Annotated in this window: 8 protein-coding genes; all 8 read left to right on the top strand. The window is 40.7% G+C overall.

What is annotated here, in order from left to right:
- Positions 1 to 135 precede the first annotated feature (135 nt).
- The 8 genes from ABS766_RS03960 to ABS766_RS03925 all read left to right on the top strand — a co-directional run bounded on the left by ABS766_RS03960 (position 136) and on the right by ABS766_RS03925 (position 16,682).
- Complete coding sequence (locus ABS766_RS03960) at positions 136 to 3,240, top strand: SusC/RagA family TonB-linked outer membrane protein (protein ID WP_408083822.1); 3,105 nt, start codon at positions 136 to 138, stop codon at positions 3,238 to 3,240.
- Between the two features lie 13 nt (positions 3,241 to 3,253).
- On the top strand, positions 3,254 to 4,819 hold the full coding sequence (locus tag ABS766_RS03955; RefSeq protein ID WP_408083821.1) for a RagB/SusD family nutrient uptake outer membrane protein: 1,566 nt from the start codon (positions 3,254 to 3,256) through the stop codon (positions 4,817 to 4,819).
- A 20-nt stretch (positions 4,820 to 4,839) separates the two neighbouring features.
- Positions 4,840 to 5,697 (top strand): hypothetical protein, encoded by an 858-nt coding sequence (locus ABS766_RS03950; protein ID WP_408083820.1) that lies wholly within the window; start codon positions 4,840 to 4,842, stop codon positions 5,695 to 5,697.
- 48 nt (positions 5,698 to 5,745) lie between these two features.
- Positions 5,746 to 8,238 carry a glycoside hydrolase family 2 TIM barrel-domain containing protein gene (locus ABS766_RS03945; RefSeq protein WP_408083819.1) on the top strand — a complete coding sequence of 831 codons (2,493 nt, stop codon included), beginning with the start codon at positions 5,746 to 5,748 and terminating at the stop codon, positions 8,236 to 8,238.
- A 13-nt stretch (positions 8,239 to 8,251) separates the two neighbouring features.
- Positions 8,252 to 10,651 (top strand): glycoside hydrolase family 31 protein, encoded by a 2,400-nt coding sequence (locus ABS766_RS03940; RefSeq protein ID WP_408083818.1) that lies wholly within the window; start codon positions 8,252 to 8,254, stop codon positions 10,649 to 10,651.
- 87 nt (positions 10,652 to 10,738) lie between these two features.
- Positions 10,739 to 12,745 (top strand): glycoside hydrolase family 97 protein, encoded by a 2,007-nt coding sequence (locus tag ABS766_RS03935; RefSeq protein ID WP_408083817.1) that lies wholly within the window; start codon positions 10,739 to 10,741, stop codon positions 12,743 to 12,745.
- 146 nt (positions 12,746 to 12,891) lie between these two features.
- Positions 12,892 to 15,135: a glycoside hydrolase family 3 C-terminal domain-containing protein gene (locus ABS766_RS03930; protein ID WP_408083816.1), complete on the top strand. Its 2,244-nt coding sequence runs from the start codon at positions 12,892 to 12,894 to the stop codon at positions 15,133 to 15,135.
- A 59-nt stretch (positions 15,136 to 15,194) separates the two neighbouring features.
- The gene (locus ABS766_RS03925; RefSeq protein ID WP_408083815.1) at positions 15,195 to 16,682 is read left to right on the top strand and encodes an alpha-L-fucosidase; all 1,488 of its coding nucleotides are present in this window, start codon (positions 15,195 to 15,197) and stop codon (positions 16,680 to 16,682) included.
- Positions 16,683 to 17,043 lie beyond the last annotated feature (361 nt).

Below are 17,043 nucleotides of genomic sequence, written 5' to 3'. Positions count from 1 at the left end.
AGAGCTCACTTTAATTAAATCTGTTTTGTATTGTTGAATACATATATAACCCTTGGTTTATGACTGGTAGTAATTACCACCACCAAACTCCAGGAGATTAACAATTATAAATTTAACCAAACTCTCAACTCTATTATGAAAAGTAAAATTACAATTCCTCCAAAAGTTTTAGCTTTTGGCCTCTTTTGCTTTTTTAACCTTTTTGCATTGCCTGCCATGGCACAAACTATTATTGTAACAGGCACAGTCAGCGGAACGTCAGGCGAACTTACGCTGCCCGGGGTAAGTGTAACCGAAAAGGGTACCGCCAATAGTGTAAGTACTGATGTTGACGGTAAATATCAGATAAAAGTAAACCCAGATGCTTCACTGGAATTCAGCTATATTGGTTATGAATCACAAACGGTCACAGTAAACGGTCAGATACAAATAAACATAACGCTTAACCAAGTTATAGCACAACTTAGCGAAGTAGTGGTTGTGGGCTATGGTACACAAAAAAGAAAGGTTAGTACTGCTGCAACTACTGTAGTAAGCGGTAAAAACCTGCAACAAACCAATAGTATTGATGCCACCAGCGCTTTACAGGGGCAAACAAGCGGTGTTAATATAACGCAAACATCTGGCCAGCCGGGTGCAGGCTTTGTAGTAAATATACGGGGAGCGGGCACAGTAGGTAACGCTACGCCTTTGTATGTGGTAGACGGTGTTGTGGTAGATAATGGTATTAGCTACCTAGACCCTTCTATTATAGAACGTATAGATATTCTTAAAGATGCTTCAGCGGCAGCCATTTATGGTGCACGTGCTGCAAATGGTGTTGTATTGGTTACTACCAAAAAAGGATCTAAGGGAAGAATTAATGTATCATTAAACAGCTACACAGGGTTTCAGGAAAGCTATAAAAGGCTGGACCTGCTCAATGCCAGGGAATATGCCACAATAATGAATGAAGCGCGTGTAAATTCCGGTTTCTCTCCCCTTTATAACCAGGAGCAAATAAATACTATGCCTAATACCAATTGGCAGGATGAAATGTTTAATGATGGGGCCGTAAAGCAAAACCATTCGTTATTAATAAACGGCGGTACAGATAAGGCTACTTATAGTGCCGGCCTATCTTATTTTGGGCAGGAGGGCTTAATAGGCAGCCAGACGGGGCAATCTCAGTATGACAGGGTTACCTTTACTACAAACACTACTTTTAATGTGGTAGATGACCGCTTTAAAATAGGAGAAAATTTCTCTTATGCGCGTGCAAAAAGTAAGGGCATAGCAGATCAGGGTATATATTCAAATGCTCTTAGAGGTTTTTTAAATGCTCCGCCAAACTATAGTGTATATAACGAAGACGGTTCATATGGCTCCTCAAACCTGAGTGCCGATATTACAAACCCGCTTGGCCTTTTATACTATACAAACTTTAAAGAAACCCTTTCAAACCGATTTGTGGCAAATATTTTTGCAGAAGTAATACCGGTAAAGGGGCTTACCTTCAGGACTTCTTTTGGTATAGATTCTTACACAGACGACTACAGGGCTTTTACTCCTGAATATTCTTTATCTTCAGTGTCATACAGTAATCTTTCTAGTGTAACCCAAAGTGCCAGCAATAACTTTTCATGGATATGGGATAATACATTACAGTATCAGGAAAGTTTTGGCAGGCACAACCTCGATGTACTTGCCGGTATTTCTGCACGTGAACGTATTACACGTTCTAACAGTGCGACAGGCCGCGACCTGCAGTTTAACGACTTTTGGCATGCATATCTTAACAATGTGCTTGATCCTACCCAAAATACGGTTTCTGGAGATCGGTATGATTACAATATAGCCTCATATTTTGGAAGAATATTATATGATTTTGATAACAGGTATTTGTTTACTGCTACTATACGTCGGGATGGTTCATCAGAATTTGGATCACAAAAATGGGCAGTATTTCCATCTTTCTCTGCCGGATGGAATGTGGACAGAGAAGTATTTTGGCCTCAGCAGGAGGTGGTAAATGCTGTTAAAATACGAGGTAGCTGGGGGCAAAACGGTAACGACCAGTTCAACAGAAGGTTTGCATATATGTCTACCATTTCTACTTATGACAAAAGCTATCATTTTGGCACAGGTGATAACGAATTGCCGCTTGACCCGGGAGCAAGCCCCGACGCACTTAATACACCGGACCTTAAATGGGAAACCAGTGAGCAACTTGACCTTGGGGCCGATATAACTTTATGGCATGACCTTACCATTAATTTTGATTACTATAAAAAAACTACTAAAGACTGGCTTGTACAGGCTAGTGTGCCTTATATAGCAGGTGCCCAGGCTTCTTATATAAATGGAGGTAATATACAAAATACAGGTTTTGAAATTGCGGCATCTTATACACGCAGTTTTAATGAAGACTGGAGGCTTACTGTAAATGCAAACCTCAGCAGGAATAAAAATGAAGTTACCCGTGTTGAAAACCAAAACGGTATTATATATGGAGAAAGCAATTTGCTATTTCAGGGTATAGATGAAATTAACCGTGTGGCAGAAGGCAAGCCTATAGGTTATTTTTACGGGCTTCAGACGGATGGAATTTTTCAAAACCAATCTGAAATAGATGCTTACAGCCAAAACGGAAACCTTATTCAGCCAAATGCAATGCCCGGAGATGTTAGGTTTGTAGACCGTAATGGTGACGGGGCTATTACTGCCGATGACAAAACTATGGTAGGCGACCCTAACCCTGATATATATTATGGCGTTAGTTTTCAGTTAAATTATAAAGCTTTCGACCTTTCTGTTTATACATATGGAGTAGGGGGCAACCAGATAGCTTATAGCCCAAGAGATTACTCCAGGCCGTTTTACAACTATTCTACCAGTGTCTTTAACCGTTGGACTACAGAGGGAAGTTCTAATTCACTGCCAAGGGTAACTTATGGTACAGATACCAATGGCAACTGGACAAAGTTTAGCGACCTTTATATAAAAGATGGCGATTTTTTCAGGATTAAAACCATTACACTGGGCTGCGACCTTGCCAAACTTACAGATGTAATTGGCAAAACATTCTCTCAATTCCGGATATATGCATCAGCAAACAATCTTTACACCTTTACTAAATATCCGGGGCTTGATCCCGAAGTAGGTTTTGGCAACGTAAACCAAAGCTGGGCAAGGGGTATAGATGTTGGGTTTTACCCGCAGCCAAGAACATATATGATAGGTTTAAGTGTTAATTATTAAAACTGTGAGAAAAATGAAAAATATATTTAAAGCAATTATACTTACTTCTATACTGGCACTCACTGCCTGTACAGATGAATACATAACCAATGCCCCATATACCGATGTGGTGGAAGACAACTTTTATAAAACCCCGGATGATGCTTTTAAAGGGCTTGTTGCAGTATATGATATACTACAGCGCGAAGGATATGGTACATGGCTTATGAATACCGAAATAGCCAGCGATAACTGTTACGGTGGCTTTGGTACTGCAGATAGTAATGTTTCTCTTGAATGGGATCGTTTTCAGTTTGTTACAGATAAAGAAATGAACGCCCCTATATGGCAAAATAATTATATAGGTATTTACAGGGCAAATGTATTACTGGAAAATATTGATAACGTAGAATGGGGAAACCAGGAAGAACTACGCATACAATATGAGGCTGAGGCAAGATTTTTAAGGGCATATTATCATTTTCAGTTGGCAAGGGTATTTGGTGATATTGTACCGTTAGACCACACTATAACAGCAGATGAATTTGAATTGCCGCGTGAAAGTGCCGAAGTAACTTATGCCCTTATTGCAAACGATTTTAAATTTGCTGCCGATAACCTGGGCAATGAAAATTATTCCACCCCCGGCAATGCCAACTATGGGCGTATTACCAAATGGGCTGCCGAAGCCTTTTTAGCTAATGCATTTATCTTTTATACAGATTATTATAATACTACAGACCTGGCCGGTGTGGTAACGAAAGCAGAAGCTGTAAACTATATTAACGATGCGGTAAACAATAGCGGGCATGACCTGGTTACAAACTTTGCAAGCCTTTGGCTGGCCTCATCGGCATCAGAATCAGTAGATTATGCCGGTGAAGGCAATACAGAAATTGTTTTTGCCATCCGTTTTAACAGTTCCGGCAATGCTAACTGGAACCTTCATGAAGGCAACCGTTTTACCGTAAATATTTCAACGCGTGGGGGAGATTTAGGTACTTACGGGCAGGGTTGGGGAGGAGCTCCTGTAACACCTTCCTTATATAATGCTTATGGTGCAGGCGATACACGCAGGGAAGCCACCATAATAGACTATGCTGCTGAAAGCCTTGATTTTGATGCTGAAACACGTGGCCAACGCCAATTTACAGGTTATGGATGGAAAAAAGGTACCCGTCTGGTAGACCCGGCTTTTACAGGAGATTTTCAGATTGATAACTACGAAGACATACCGCTGATGCGCTTTGCCGATGTATTGCTTATGGCTGCAGAGCTAAACCTTGATGCAAATGCCGGTTTTGCACAAACCTGTTTAGACAGGGTTCGTGCCCGAGCGTATGGTGATGATGCGCATAGTATAGCAGCTACTTATAATAATATTCTTAATGAACGTAGGCTGGAACTTGCACTTGAAGGCCAAAGATGGTTTGACCTGATAAGGCAAAGTATGGGTGCTACCCAGGCAGCTATAGCAGCTACCGATATGGGTGGTGAGTTTATACAAAGCTTCAGGCCCGAAACACAGGGGTGGTTTGCGCTGCCACAGTCTCAGATAACACTTTCTAACGGAGCGATACAACAAAATCCAGGATGGTAATAAATAAAATGACTATGATTATGAAACAGGTAACAAAAATGCTTGCAGCCCTTTCGGCCTTCGGAATGTTATTTTCATGCGAGCCCGTAGAAGACAGGGAGTCACTGCCTTCTATAACACTTAGTCCTTCAGAGATAAATATCTCGGTAACCCAAAACCCGTCTAACCTTAATGAGGTGACTATGACAAACCTTACGGATGATGTTATTCCGTACTGGAGCTATACCAATGCTTATGGTGATGACCTGGGGCACAGCAACCAGCAAAGTAATACGGTAGTATTTCCGTTTGCAGGCACCTATACCGTTCAGTTCACAGCATACACCCGGGGAGGTGCTGTTGAAGCAGCACCGGTTACGGTAACAATAGATGCCAATAATGAAGAATACTTTAGCGACCCGGCGTGGGATATGCTTACCAATGGTGTTGAAGGAAAAACCTGGGAACTTGATATGGCTTCTCCAATTGGATGGTGTGGGCTTGATTATCCCTGGTATCCAACAGGGGCTGATTACTGGAACTGGTTTCCTACCTATGCCGATGCTTCGTGGGCCATGGAAAATAAAGACTGGGGTAGCATGACATTCAATCTGGATGGTAATTATAATGTAAGTGTAACCCAAACGGCGCTCACAACAAATAACCAGGTTACTAAAACAGGAACGTTTAGTTATGATATTGACAACCATAAACTGACATTTAATGGAGGCCCTGAAATGTTGTATGGAGGAGATTATTATCCCGATGCAAGCAACTGGGTATCAGTAAATGTAATAGAACTTACCGATGCATCTTTACGTTTGGCAGTTATCCGCGACCAAAGCCGTGCAGGCGAAAGCGTTTGCCAGATTATGTTTCATTATAAACCAGTTGAATAAACCTATGCCGGTAAGCATATCAGCTTACCGGCAATTTAAAAAATGTAAATGATAATTAAATATTCGCCATATTTTACTAAAACTATTGGTTTTGTATTCATTATTACACTTATAGCATGCAGCAGTAAAAGTAATAACAGCTTTACCGCCAAACGAAAAGCTGATTTTAATCAGAGCTGGCAATTTCACCTAAATGCCGGCATAAACAATAACGATAGTATAAATAGTAATACAAAATGGCGCACACTTAATCTCCCTCATGACTGGAGCATAGAAGGTCGGTTTAAGCAGGACAGCCCGGCCGGTATTGGAGGCGGGGCACTTGATGGGGGCATTGGCTGGTATAAAAAAATATTTAGTATCCCCAAGCAGGACAGCACAAAAATTACCAGTATCACTTTTGATGGTGTGTACGCTAACAGCAGTGTATGGATAAACGGTCACTATCTGGGTACGCGCCCAAATGGTTATATAGGTTTTACCTATAACCTGACCCCTTATCTTCAATATGGAGATAGAACTACAAACGAAATACTTGTAAAAGCAGATAATGCAAAACAGCCAAATTCACGCTGGTATTCGGGTTCGGGTATTTACCGCAATGTTTGGTTAAATACTACAGATAAACTTCATGTAGCAGAAAACGGAACCTTTATTACAACTCCGTTTATATCGGCTGAAAAAGCTACAATAAAGCTACAGGCTGTTATTAAAAATGAGTATACTCAAGAAAAAGAAGTAACCGTTAATACGGTTATTTATAAAGGCGAAACCATGATAGATGCTATTACTCATGAGCAAAATATAGGGGCGGATACAGAATTTGTAATAAACCAAAGTGTTACTATTAAAAACCCTGTCCTTTGGAACATTGAAAAACCTGAATTGTACCGCGCTGTCACATCTGTAAATATAAACGGTAATCTGACGGATGAATACGAAACAAAATTTGGCATTCGCGAATTTAAGTTTGATTTAGATAAAGGGTTTATCCTGAACGGAAAGCAGTTTAAAATAAAAGGTGTTTGCCTTCATCATGATTTGGGGCCGCTTGGCGCTGCTTTTAACACCCATGCTATGGAACGCGAACTCCGGATTATGAAGAATATGGGCGTAAACAGTATACGTACAAGCCACAATGCTCCTGCACCCCAATTGTTAGACCTGTGCGATGAAATGGGCATACTGGTTATGGACGAAGCTTTTGATATGTGGGAACAGGCCAAGACAGAATATGATTATAGTAACTATTGGGAAAAATGGCATAAAAAGGATCTTGAAGACCAAATATTGCGGGACCGTAACCACCCGAGTGTATTTGTGTGGAGCATCGGTAACGAAATTCCAGAACAGTGGAGCAATAAAGGTGCAGAGATTGGGCGTGAGCTATCTGCTATAGTAAAAAAACTTGACAGTACCCGCCCCATTACAGCGGCAATGAATCCTCCGATAGCTGTAAACCCTGATGAAGCCGGTATTCAATTTAAAAACACGGCCGATAAGCCTAATAACCTTGCTGCATCGGGCGCCTTAAACATTATAGGCTATAATTATGCACACCAAACCTGGCCTAGGCACCGTATCAACTTTCCTGAAACACCTTTTATAGCTACTGAAACTACTTCGGCACTCCAGACGCGTGGTTATTATGATGAGAAGTCTGATGTAGAGAAAAACTGGCCGGTACGGTGGGATATCCCTTTCTATGATGGCAACACAGGCAATACAGTTTCAGCTTATGACCAAACTCATGCACCCTGGGGCTCTACCCACGAAGAGAGTTGGAAAATTATTAAAAAACATGAATTCCTCTCAGGCATGTACATCTGGACAGGTTTTGATTACATAGGAGAGCCTACTCCGTACCAATGGCCAAGTATAAGTTCTTATTTTGGCGTGGCAGATCTGGCTGGGTTTCCTAAAGATGTGTATTATATGTACCAGAGCGAATGGACTGATAAAAATGTGTTGCATATTTTTCCGCACTGGAACTGGACAAAAGGCAAGGAAGTAGATATTTGGGCCTATTACAACAATGCTGATGAAGTAGAACTGTACCTCAATGGCAAATCGCTTGGAAAAAAACGCAAACAGGGTGATAACCTGCATATAATGTGGAGGGTAACCTATGAGCCGGGGTCCCTTAAAGCTGTTTCGCGAAAGGACGGAAAAGTAATACTCGAAAGAGAGATAAAAACATCAGGCCCTGCTGCGGGGCTCAAAGCAACTGCTGACCGCGAAGCGATAGCAGCCGATGGATATGACCTTAGCTACATTACTATTAATGTAACTGATACTAATGGCATATTTGTGCCAACAGCGAATAACCAAATTAGCTTTACCCTTAAAGGCGATGGAAAAATAATTGGTGTTTGCAGTGGCGACCCTGTGAGCCATGAACCTTATAAAGCTCAAAAACATACTGCCTGGATGGGCAAATGCCTTGTAATAATACAATCGGGCAAAAAAGCCGGTAAGCTACAACTTTCGGCAAGTTCCCCGGGACTAAAACCTGCATCAGTCTCTATAATAACTAAATAATTTTTAACCCAAGATGAACAAAAAAAGAACACCCCTTCTTTCGGTTGCATTTATGCTCCTTGCAGCCTGTGGCTATACAGCATCGGCACAGCTGCAAAATGCAGGCACACTAAATGAGCCTGTAGATATAAGCAAGGATTTTGAAGATTACAGAAATACATTTTATTTTGCCGATGAGCTTAACAGTTTTGACCCTGCTACGGGCAAAGGTGCTGTAAAATATACCCGTTATGAATATAAAACAAGGCAGGCTTTTGATAATATGCTGGTAAAACCGGATTCGGTACCTGCAAATGAGTTTCCTGCTACCGAATATGAAGCCTCACCGGTTCAGCCATTCCTCATACAATTTGTTTCAGAACGTACCGTACGTATAAAAATGGCTTCAGGGCCTCAGTTTCACCAGCCCAAGGAGTCAATCATGCTGGTAAACGGCACTGCTCCGAATCACCCCGAAAGCTGGAAGTACACTAAAACCGCAGCGGGGCATAAATACTCAGGTAAATACGGTACGGTAGAAATTATTGCAAACCCCTGGCATGTAAAAGTATATGATGCTTCTGGAAAACTACTCACCTCTACACTGCATAACAGCGATGTGCAAAACACCTATACTCCCGTATTGCCGTTTAGCTATGTGCGCCGTAACAGTGATTACTCCCGCAGCATGGCGCCGGTTTTCAGTCTTGAACCGGACGAAAAAATATTTGGCTGTGGCGAATCGTTCACACAGTTTAACAAACGTGGGCAGAAAGTAATATTATGGACGGATGATGCCAATGGTGTGCAGAATGAAACCATGTACAAGCCCATCCCCTTTTACCTGAGTAGCCGTGGCTATGGGATATTTATGCATACCTCATCGCCGGTTACAGTTGATTTTGGTAAATACTGGGCAAGCGCCAATAAAATGATGATTGGCGATGATGTGGCCGACCTTTTTATTTTTATTGGTGAGCCGAAAGATGTTCTTGATGAATATACTGACCTTACTGGGAAGGCCGCTATGCCGCCATTGTGGTCTTTTGGTTTCTGGATGAGCCGTATAACCTATTTTTCTGAAAAGGAAGGCCGGGAAGTAGCTAAAAATCTTCGTAAATATAAAATCCCCAGCGATGTTATACACTTTGATACGGGTTGGTTTGATGTAGACTGGCGGAATAACTATGAGTTTGCCTCAAAACGTTTTGATGACCCCGTTAAAATGATGGCAGACTTAAAAAAGGATGGCTTTAATGTTTGCCTTTGGCAATTACCGTACTTTACACCGAAAAATACACTTTTTAACGAAATTGTAGATAATAACCTTGCTGTAAAAGACCGTAAAGGAAATATACCTTATGAAGATGCAGTACTTGATTTTACCAACCCCGAAACCGTAAAATGGTACCAGGGCAAACTGAAACATCTTTTAGACCAGGGTGTGGCAGTATTTAAGGTAGACTTTGGCGAAGCTGCCCCTGCCGAAGGTATTTACAGTAACGGCCGTACCGGTTTTTATGAACATAATCTTTTTCCGTTGCGTTATAACAAAGCTGTGGCAGAAGTTACACAGAGAGAAAAAGGCTATACGCTTATATGGGCGCGCAGTACATGGGCAGGCAGCCAGCGCTACCCGCTGCATTGGGGGGGAGATGCCGCTACTACCAACGGAGCAATGAGTGCTACATTAAGAGGAGGGCTCTCTTTAGGGCTTTCAGGTTTTAGTTTCTGGAGCCATGATGTTGGGGGGTTTGTTACCAAATCGCCTGAAGATTTATACAGAAGATGGACACCATTTGGTATGCTTACCTCGCACGTGCGCAGCCACGGAGAACCGCCTACTGAGCCATGGCTGTATAGCGAAGATTTCCTTAAAGATTTCCGAAAAGCAGACAATATGCGTTATGAGCTGATGCCGTATATATATGCACAGGCAAAAGACTGTAGTGAACGTGGTTTGCCAATGATGCGTGCATTGTTTGTAGAGTACCCTGATGATCCGGGATCATGGCTGGTAGACAATCAATACATGTTCGGGTCAGACATGCTTGTTGCCCCCCTGTTTGAAGAGGTAACCGAAAGGGATGTTTACCTTCCGCCGGGGCAATGGATAGATTACCAGACAAAAAAACTATACCAGGGCGGCTGGCATAAAATTAGGTCAGGGGACATTCCTATTGTTGTGCTGGTTAAAAATGGTACAGTGCTTCCTCACATAAAACTGGCACAAAATACCCAGGATATGGACTGGAGTAAGCTTACGCTCAAAATATATGCAGCTGATGCCACAACCACGGCAACAGGTAAAATATATCTGCCCGGTGGCGAAAAGGTGCAAACACTTACGGTTGCTAAAAAGGGCAATGACTTTGAAGTAAGCCAGGATCCATTACAAGGAAAAACAACATTTAAAACGGAATGGATTAAATGAGTTAATATAGGTTAGTTAGTTTATTAATTATTCGGGGAGCCTTTTACAACCGGCTCCCCATCTTTACCATTTTCTATTCACACAATTATGAAGAAAAAAAAGTATACCCAAGTACTATTATTTTTTATATTTTTTACAGTATTTACCATATATGCGCAGGATAAAACACATAAACTGACCTCACCCGGTAACATAAATACTATTGCATTTACATTAAAAAACGGGTTACCCACCTATACGGTAAACCATAACAATGATGAAGTTATAACCCCTTCTTCCATGGGGTTTGTGCTAAAAGACGAAGACCTTAGCAAAAACTTTAAAGTTACTGATAGTAAAACTTCATCTTTTGACGAAACATGGACACAGGTTTGGGGAGAGAAGAAAAATATACGTAACCACTATAACCAAATGGTGGTGCAGCTGCAAACCAATGATAATAGAAAACGGAAACTTAATATTGAATTCCGTGCGTTTGATGACGGCGTGGCATTCCGTTATGTATTCCCGGAACAGGGAATAAAAGACAGCCTTTATATAATGGATGAGGTCACGGCTTTTAACCTTAAAGAAGATGGACAGGCCTGGTGGATACCGGGCTATGAAGAGCAGCAGATGGAATACCTTTTTACCAAATCATCTGTTAGTTCGCTAAAAGTAGTACACACTCCCCTTACAATAGAGAATAAAAATAATATCATCAGTTTTCACGAGGCAGGCCTTGATGATTTTTCTGCTATGATGTTATCTCGTATTTCGGGCACAGCCCTGAAATCTGAATTGCATCCCTGGGCCGATGGTATAAAAGTAAGGGACAAAGGCACCTTTACATCACCGTGGCGCACACTGCAAATAGGTCAAAAACCATCAGACCTTGTGGAGTCTTACCTCATTCTAAATCTTAATGAGCCACCAGCCATACCACAGCAGGAGTATGGGCATCCATTTAAGTATATAGGTATTTGGTGGGGTATGCATATTGGCAAATATAGTTTTTGGGAAGGCAAAAAACAGGGAGCTACAACCAAACATGCCAAAGAGTATATAGATTTTGCTGCAAAAGAAGGTATTAATTACCTGCTTATTGAAGGATGGAATAAAGGTTGGACACCTGACTGGTACAAAAACCAGGTACATATTTTTAGTTTTACCCAGAACGCTGATAACTTTAACCTTGAAGAAGTAGTGCGCTATGGCCGCAGTAAAGGGGTTGAGATTATAGGCTATCATGAAACAGGGTCAAATATAAACAACTACCTTACTGAAATTGATGAGGCATTTGCCCTTTATAAGCGTTTAGGCATACGCAATATAAAAATAGGTCAGGTGGGCTCATTACTTAATATGAAAGAATATCACCAAAGCCAGTATGGGGTGCGCTACTACCGGTATGTTCTTAAAAAAGCTGCAGAATACGGTTTGGCAGTAAACTTTCATGAACCCATAAAAGATACCGGTGAGCGCCGCACATACCCTAATATGATGGCACGCGAAGGGGCACGTGGTATGGAATATAATGCATGGAGCGAGGGTAATCCTCCAAATTATGAAACAATATTACCGTTTACCCGTATGCTTTCAGGGCCGATGGATTTTACGCCCGGCATTTTGGATGTTGAGGTTAAACAGGGCTTTCCTGGCAGGCGTGTGCATACTACAGCAGCAAAGCAGTTAGCACTTTATGTGGTGCTGTATTCACCGATACAAATGCTGGCCGACCTGCCTGAAAATTATGATGGACAACCCGCATTTAAGTTTTTAAAGGATGTACCTTCAGACTGGGAAGATACCCATGTGCTTAATGGGGTTATAGGCGAATATATAACCACTGTGCGCAAAGACCGGAATTCTGCTGACTGGTACCTCGGGAGTATAACCAATGAAAAGGCACGCAAACTGGAGGTGTCACTTTCATTTCTTGAAACTGGTGCTAAATATGAAGCGCAGATTTATACAGATGCACCGGGAACTGATGAAACGCATAACCCGGGAGATGTTGCCCTCTCTTCAAAAGTAGTAACTTCTGAAGATACGATGATATTTAACCTGCCTGTTTCAGGGGGATATGCCATACGGTTTAAAAAAACAGAATAGGCTATATAAAAAAATTAAATCTATATTTATACTTAGGAAAGAAGTGTGTTGAATCTAAAACTGAAATTTTGAGTTAAGGGCTCGCATTGCATCTTATAATATTTAATTAAAAAACACCTGTTATAACCCAATAATCAAGCCTCATTATGAAAAATAATATAGTACTTTTTTTAATTGCCATAATATTTGTTACAGCATCGTGCAAAAATGACAAAAAAGAGAATGATGTTACTGGAGATAAAAGCATTGCGACTTATAAAGGGGTAGCGCTAAGCGATGAATTTGATGCTGAAATAGATAAAATTGTAAGCAAAATGACCCTTGAAGAAAAGATAGGCATGTTGCACGGCTACAGCATGTTTACAAATGAGGGAGTAGAGCGCCTTGGCATACCTGAGGTGCATATGGCCGATGGCCCACTTGGCATTCGTGAAGAACTTGAACGTATGAGCTGGGCACCTGCAGGACGAACAGATGACTTTGCAACATTTTATCCGGCAGGAGGCGGTCTTTCGGCTACATGGAATCCTGAAATGGCTGCTACGTTTGGCAGGAGCATTGGCGAAGAAGCCCGTGCACGTGGTAAAGATATTCTTTTGGCGCCTGCATTTAACATTATACGCACACCGCTTGGCGGGCGTACGTTTGAGTATATGACAGAAGACCCTTTTTTGAACAAAACCCTTGTGGTACCTTATGTGGTTAGCCTTCAAAACCAAAATGTGGCCGCCTGCATAAAGCATTATGCTGCAAACAATCAGGAAACCAACCGCGGTACTGTAAATGTGCAAATGGACGAACGCACTTTGCGTGAGATATACCTACCGGCATTTGAGGCTGCCATTGTAGATGCAAAAGCATATAGTGTAATGGGGGCATATAATAAATTTCGCGGAGACTACCTTTGCGAAAATGCATATATGCTCCAGGATATATTAAGGGACGAGTGGGGATTTAAAGGTATTGTAATATCAGACTGGGCAGCAGTACACACCACCAAAAAGGCACTTGAAGCAGGTACAGACCTGGAGATGGGTACCAATGCGCCTTCGTTTGATGAGTTTTTCTTTGCTAATCCGTTACTCAAGGCTGTAAAAGACGGAGAGGTAAGTGAAGCCGAAGTAGATAAACATGTAAAAAGGATTGTAAAACTGTTGTTTAATCTTAAAGCTATGGGTAATACCAGTGGTAGGGAAGAAGGCAGTATTGCAACTGAGGCGCACTTTAAAGATGCTTATAATATAGCGTCTGAATCTATAGTGCTTTTAAAAAACAGCGAAAACCTGTTGCCGCTTGAGTCAGCCGATTTAAATAGCGTGGCTGTTATTGGTGCCAATGCTACAAGAAAACATGCCCAGGGCGGTTTTGGTGCAGGCGTAAAAACCAACCATGAAGTTACACCGCTTGATGCTTTAAAAGCAAAATTACCTAATTCGGTTACTATTAATTATGCAGAAGGATACAAAACAAACTTTAAACCGAAAAGCAATGTTAAGTTTGGTGATGTTACAGTAGAAAGGGCAGAACCGGTTAATGAGCCTGACCCTAAAATGGTTGCAGAGGCAGTTGAAGCAGCAAAAAAATCTGATGTAGCGATACTTTTTGTAGGTGCTAACCGCGATTATGAAACCGAGGCGAGTGACCGTGCCGACCTGAGCCTGCCTTTTGGGCAGGAAGCGCTTATATCAGCCGTTAAAAAAGCCAACCCTAAAACAATTGTAGTTTTTATTGCCGGAGCACCTTATGATATTAATAATGTTGTGAAAGAAAATTCAGGTGTAGTATGGAGCTGGTACAATGGTAGTGAAGGAGGAAATGCCCTTGCCGATGTGCTTTTAGGCAAAATAAACCCATCGGGTAAATTACCATGGACTATGCCTAAGAAAATAGAAGACTCACCTGCCCATGCTACAAAAAGTTTTCCGGGTGGAGATATAGAAGAGTATAAAGAAGGCATACTTGTGGGGTATCGCTGGTTTGATACCAAAAATATAGAACCACTCTATCCGTTTGGTTATGGTTTATCTTATACAACTTTTGAATTTGAAAATGCAAAGACAGATAAAAAAGAATACAATAACGGTGATACCATAACAGTAACTGTAGATGTAAAAAATACGGGTGATAAAGATGGTAAAGAGGTGGTACAACTATATTCATCCAAACCCCAAAGCAAGGTGCAGCGTGCCACCAAAGAGCTTAAAGGATATAGCAAGGTAGATATTAAAGCGGGTAGCAGTAAAAGTGTATCTATAAACATACCGGTAAAAGAACTTGCATATTATGATACCGTAACCAAAAAGTGGCTTATAGAACCCGGAAATTATATTTTTAAACTGGGCAATTCTTCAAGAGACAGTAAAGCACAGGTTAGTATAACAATTAAGTAAACTATGATTATTTAATCTACAAGATATAGTTAGTTTACAGGTATTTCCAATTCAAAAAAATGAAGAAAATAGCCTTACTGGCCTTTTTATGTACTATAAGTGCCTGCACTTCAAAAAAAGCTATTCTGCAAGTAAAAAATTACGAGCCAACATGGGAATCACTTGCTCAGTATGACCAAACTGCTAAATGGTTTAAAGATGCAAAATTTGGCATTTATGCACATTGGGGCGTACTCTCAGTTCCTGCTTATGCTAATGACTGGTATCCGCGTAACATGCATATAGAAGGTACTGATGAGAATAAGCACCAGATAGAAACCTATGGTCCGCTCAGCAAATTTGGTTATCATGATTTTGTACCAATGTTTAAAGCCCAGCAATTTAATGCTGATGAGTGGGCTGGCCTAATGGTACAGGCAGGAGCAAAATTTGGAGGTATAGTAGCAGAACACCATGATGGGTGGAGCAACTGGGCAAGCAAATTAAACCCTTGGAACAGTATGGATAAAGGTCCGCACCGCGATTTAGTTGGAGAGCTTGCCACAGCTATTAAAGGACATGGGCTGAAATTTGTAACCAGTTTTCATAAAGATCGTAATTTACAGCTCTTTCAAAATGAGTCGGAAAATTGGCTTGATGATACTTCATATTTTCCGTATAATCCGGATATGGCAACTTCGAGTACTGATCCTGAAATAAGCATTATGTATGGTAATATTGTAAAAGAAGGTTTTTACAGGTTGTGGCTGGGCGAATTAGAGGAACTTATTGATAATTATTCGCCAGACCTGATTTATTTTGACAGTAAAATGACTAAGATACCCGAAACTTATAAGCAGCAGTTTCTTGCATATTATTTTAATCATTCAGTAGCCAAAAAAAAGCAGGTTGTTGTAACACATAAAGAAGGTGAACTACCCAAAACCGTAAGCCTTGAAGACCTTGAAAAAGGCCGAATGAACCGTATAACACCGGAGTTTTGGCTTACTGATGAAACCGTATCAGAAGGTAGTTGGAGTTATACTGATACAATGGGGCTTAAAACTGCTGATGAAATAATAGACCTGCTGGCAGATATTATAAGTAAAAACGGCACATTAATGCTTAATATATCGCCGAAGGCAGATGGCAGCATACCACAAAATCAAAAAGATATTTTACTAACCATTGGCCATTGGCTTAAACAAAATGGTGAGGCTGTTTATGCAACCCGTACCTGGGAAACCTTTGGCGAAGGGCCTGCCAGACAAGATAAAGGTGGAATGTTTGTAGACAAGGTTAATTACACATCGAAAGATATACGCTATACCCGCAAGGGGAATAATATATATGCTATAGTTTTGGGGTGGCCAGGCGATAATAAAAAAGTTTTATTGCAAGCCTTTAGCGGAAAAATGTTAGATGTGGTTCCTGAAATTAAAAGTGTAACAATACTTTCAACCGGGCAAAAATGTAGTTTTAATCAGGATGACACAGGCTTATATATTATTACGCCAAAAAATAAAGTGGATGATAAAGCTTTTGTGTTTAAAATAGAAACCAGATAAAAATGAATTATAAAACAGGCTTTTGAGAAGGATAGTCCAAAATTTTTTTGAAAGTAATGATTAAATATACTGTAGTGTCATTATCTGATAAATGCTGTTTTAACTTTTTTTTAACAAAAAATATTACCACTCGTTTACTATTGTCTTTATTTTAGTTAAAACTTATAGTAAGCAGTAACTGGTGTAAATTGTGCTGCTGCTTGCTATAATAGCATCAACAACCAATTATTAAATAGCAAAGGGCTCTTATCATTCAATTACAGCACCCTATTATTTCAATTTTTTTCAGAATATAACATTCAGGAGCAAAAATTTCATAGAGTTGCTTTGGAGCCAGGCATACTTAATTAATACAAAATAC

The sequence above is a fragment of the Flavobacterium rhizosphaerae genome, from assembly GCF_046000445.1.
In the GTDB taxonomy this organism is placed as follows: domain Bacteria; phylum Bacteroidota; class Bacteroidia; order Flavobacteriales; family Flavobacteriaceae; genus Flavobacterium; species Flavobacterium rhizosphaerae.
This window is presented reverse-complemented; position numbering and strand designations above follow the sequence as displayed.

Coding starts and splice junctions, on each gene's coding strand:
- ABS766_RS03935 (WP_408083817.1), top strand. CDS start 10,739: ATGAAGAAAAAAAAGTATACCCAAGTACTATTATTTTTTATATTTTTT.
- ABS766_RS03925 (WP_408083815.1), top strand. CDS start 15,195: ATGAAGAAAATAGCCTTACTGGCCTTTTTATGTACTATAAGTGCCTGC.
- ABS766_RS03950 (WP_408083820.1), top strand. CDS start 4,840: ATGAAACAGGTAACAAAAATGCTTGCAGCCCTTTCGGCCTTCGGAATG.
- ABS766_RS03960 (WP_408083822.1), top strand. CDS start 136: ATGAAAAGTAAAATTACAATTCCTCCAAAAGTTTTAGCTTTTGGCCTC.
- ABS766_RS03940 (WP_408083818.1), top strand. CDS start 8,252: ATGAACAAAAAAAGAACACCCCTTCTTTCGGTTGCATTTATGCTCCTT.
- ABS766_RS03930 (WP_408083816.1), top strand. CDS start 12,892: ATGAAAAATAATATAGTACTTTTTTTAATTGCCATAATATTTGTTACA.
- ABS766_RS03945 (WP_408083819.1), top strand. CDS start 5,746: ATGATAATTAAATATTCGCCATATTTTACTAAAACTATTGGTTTTGTA.
- ABS766_RS03955 (WP_408083821.1), top strand. CDS start 3,254: ATGAAAAATATATTTAAAGCAATTATACTTACTTCTATACTGGCACTC.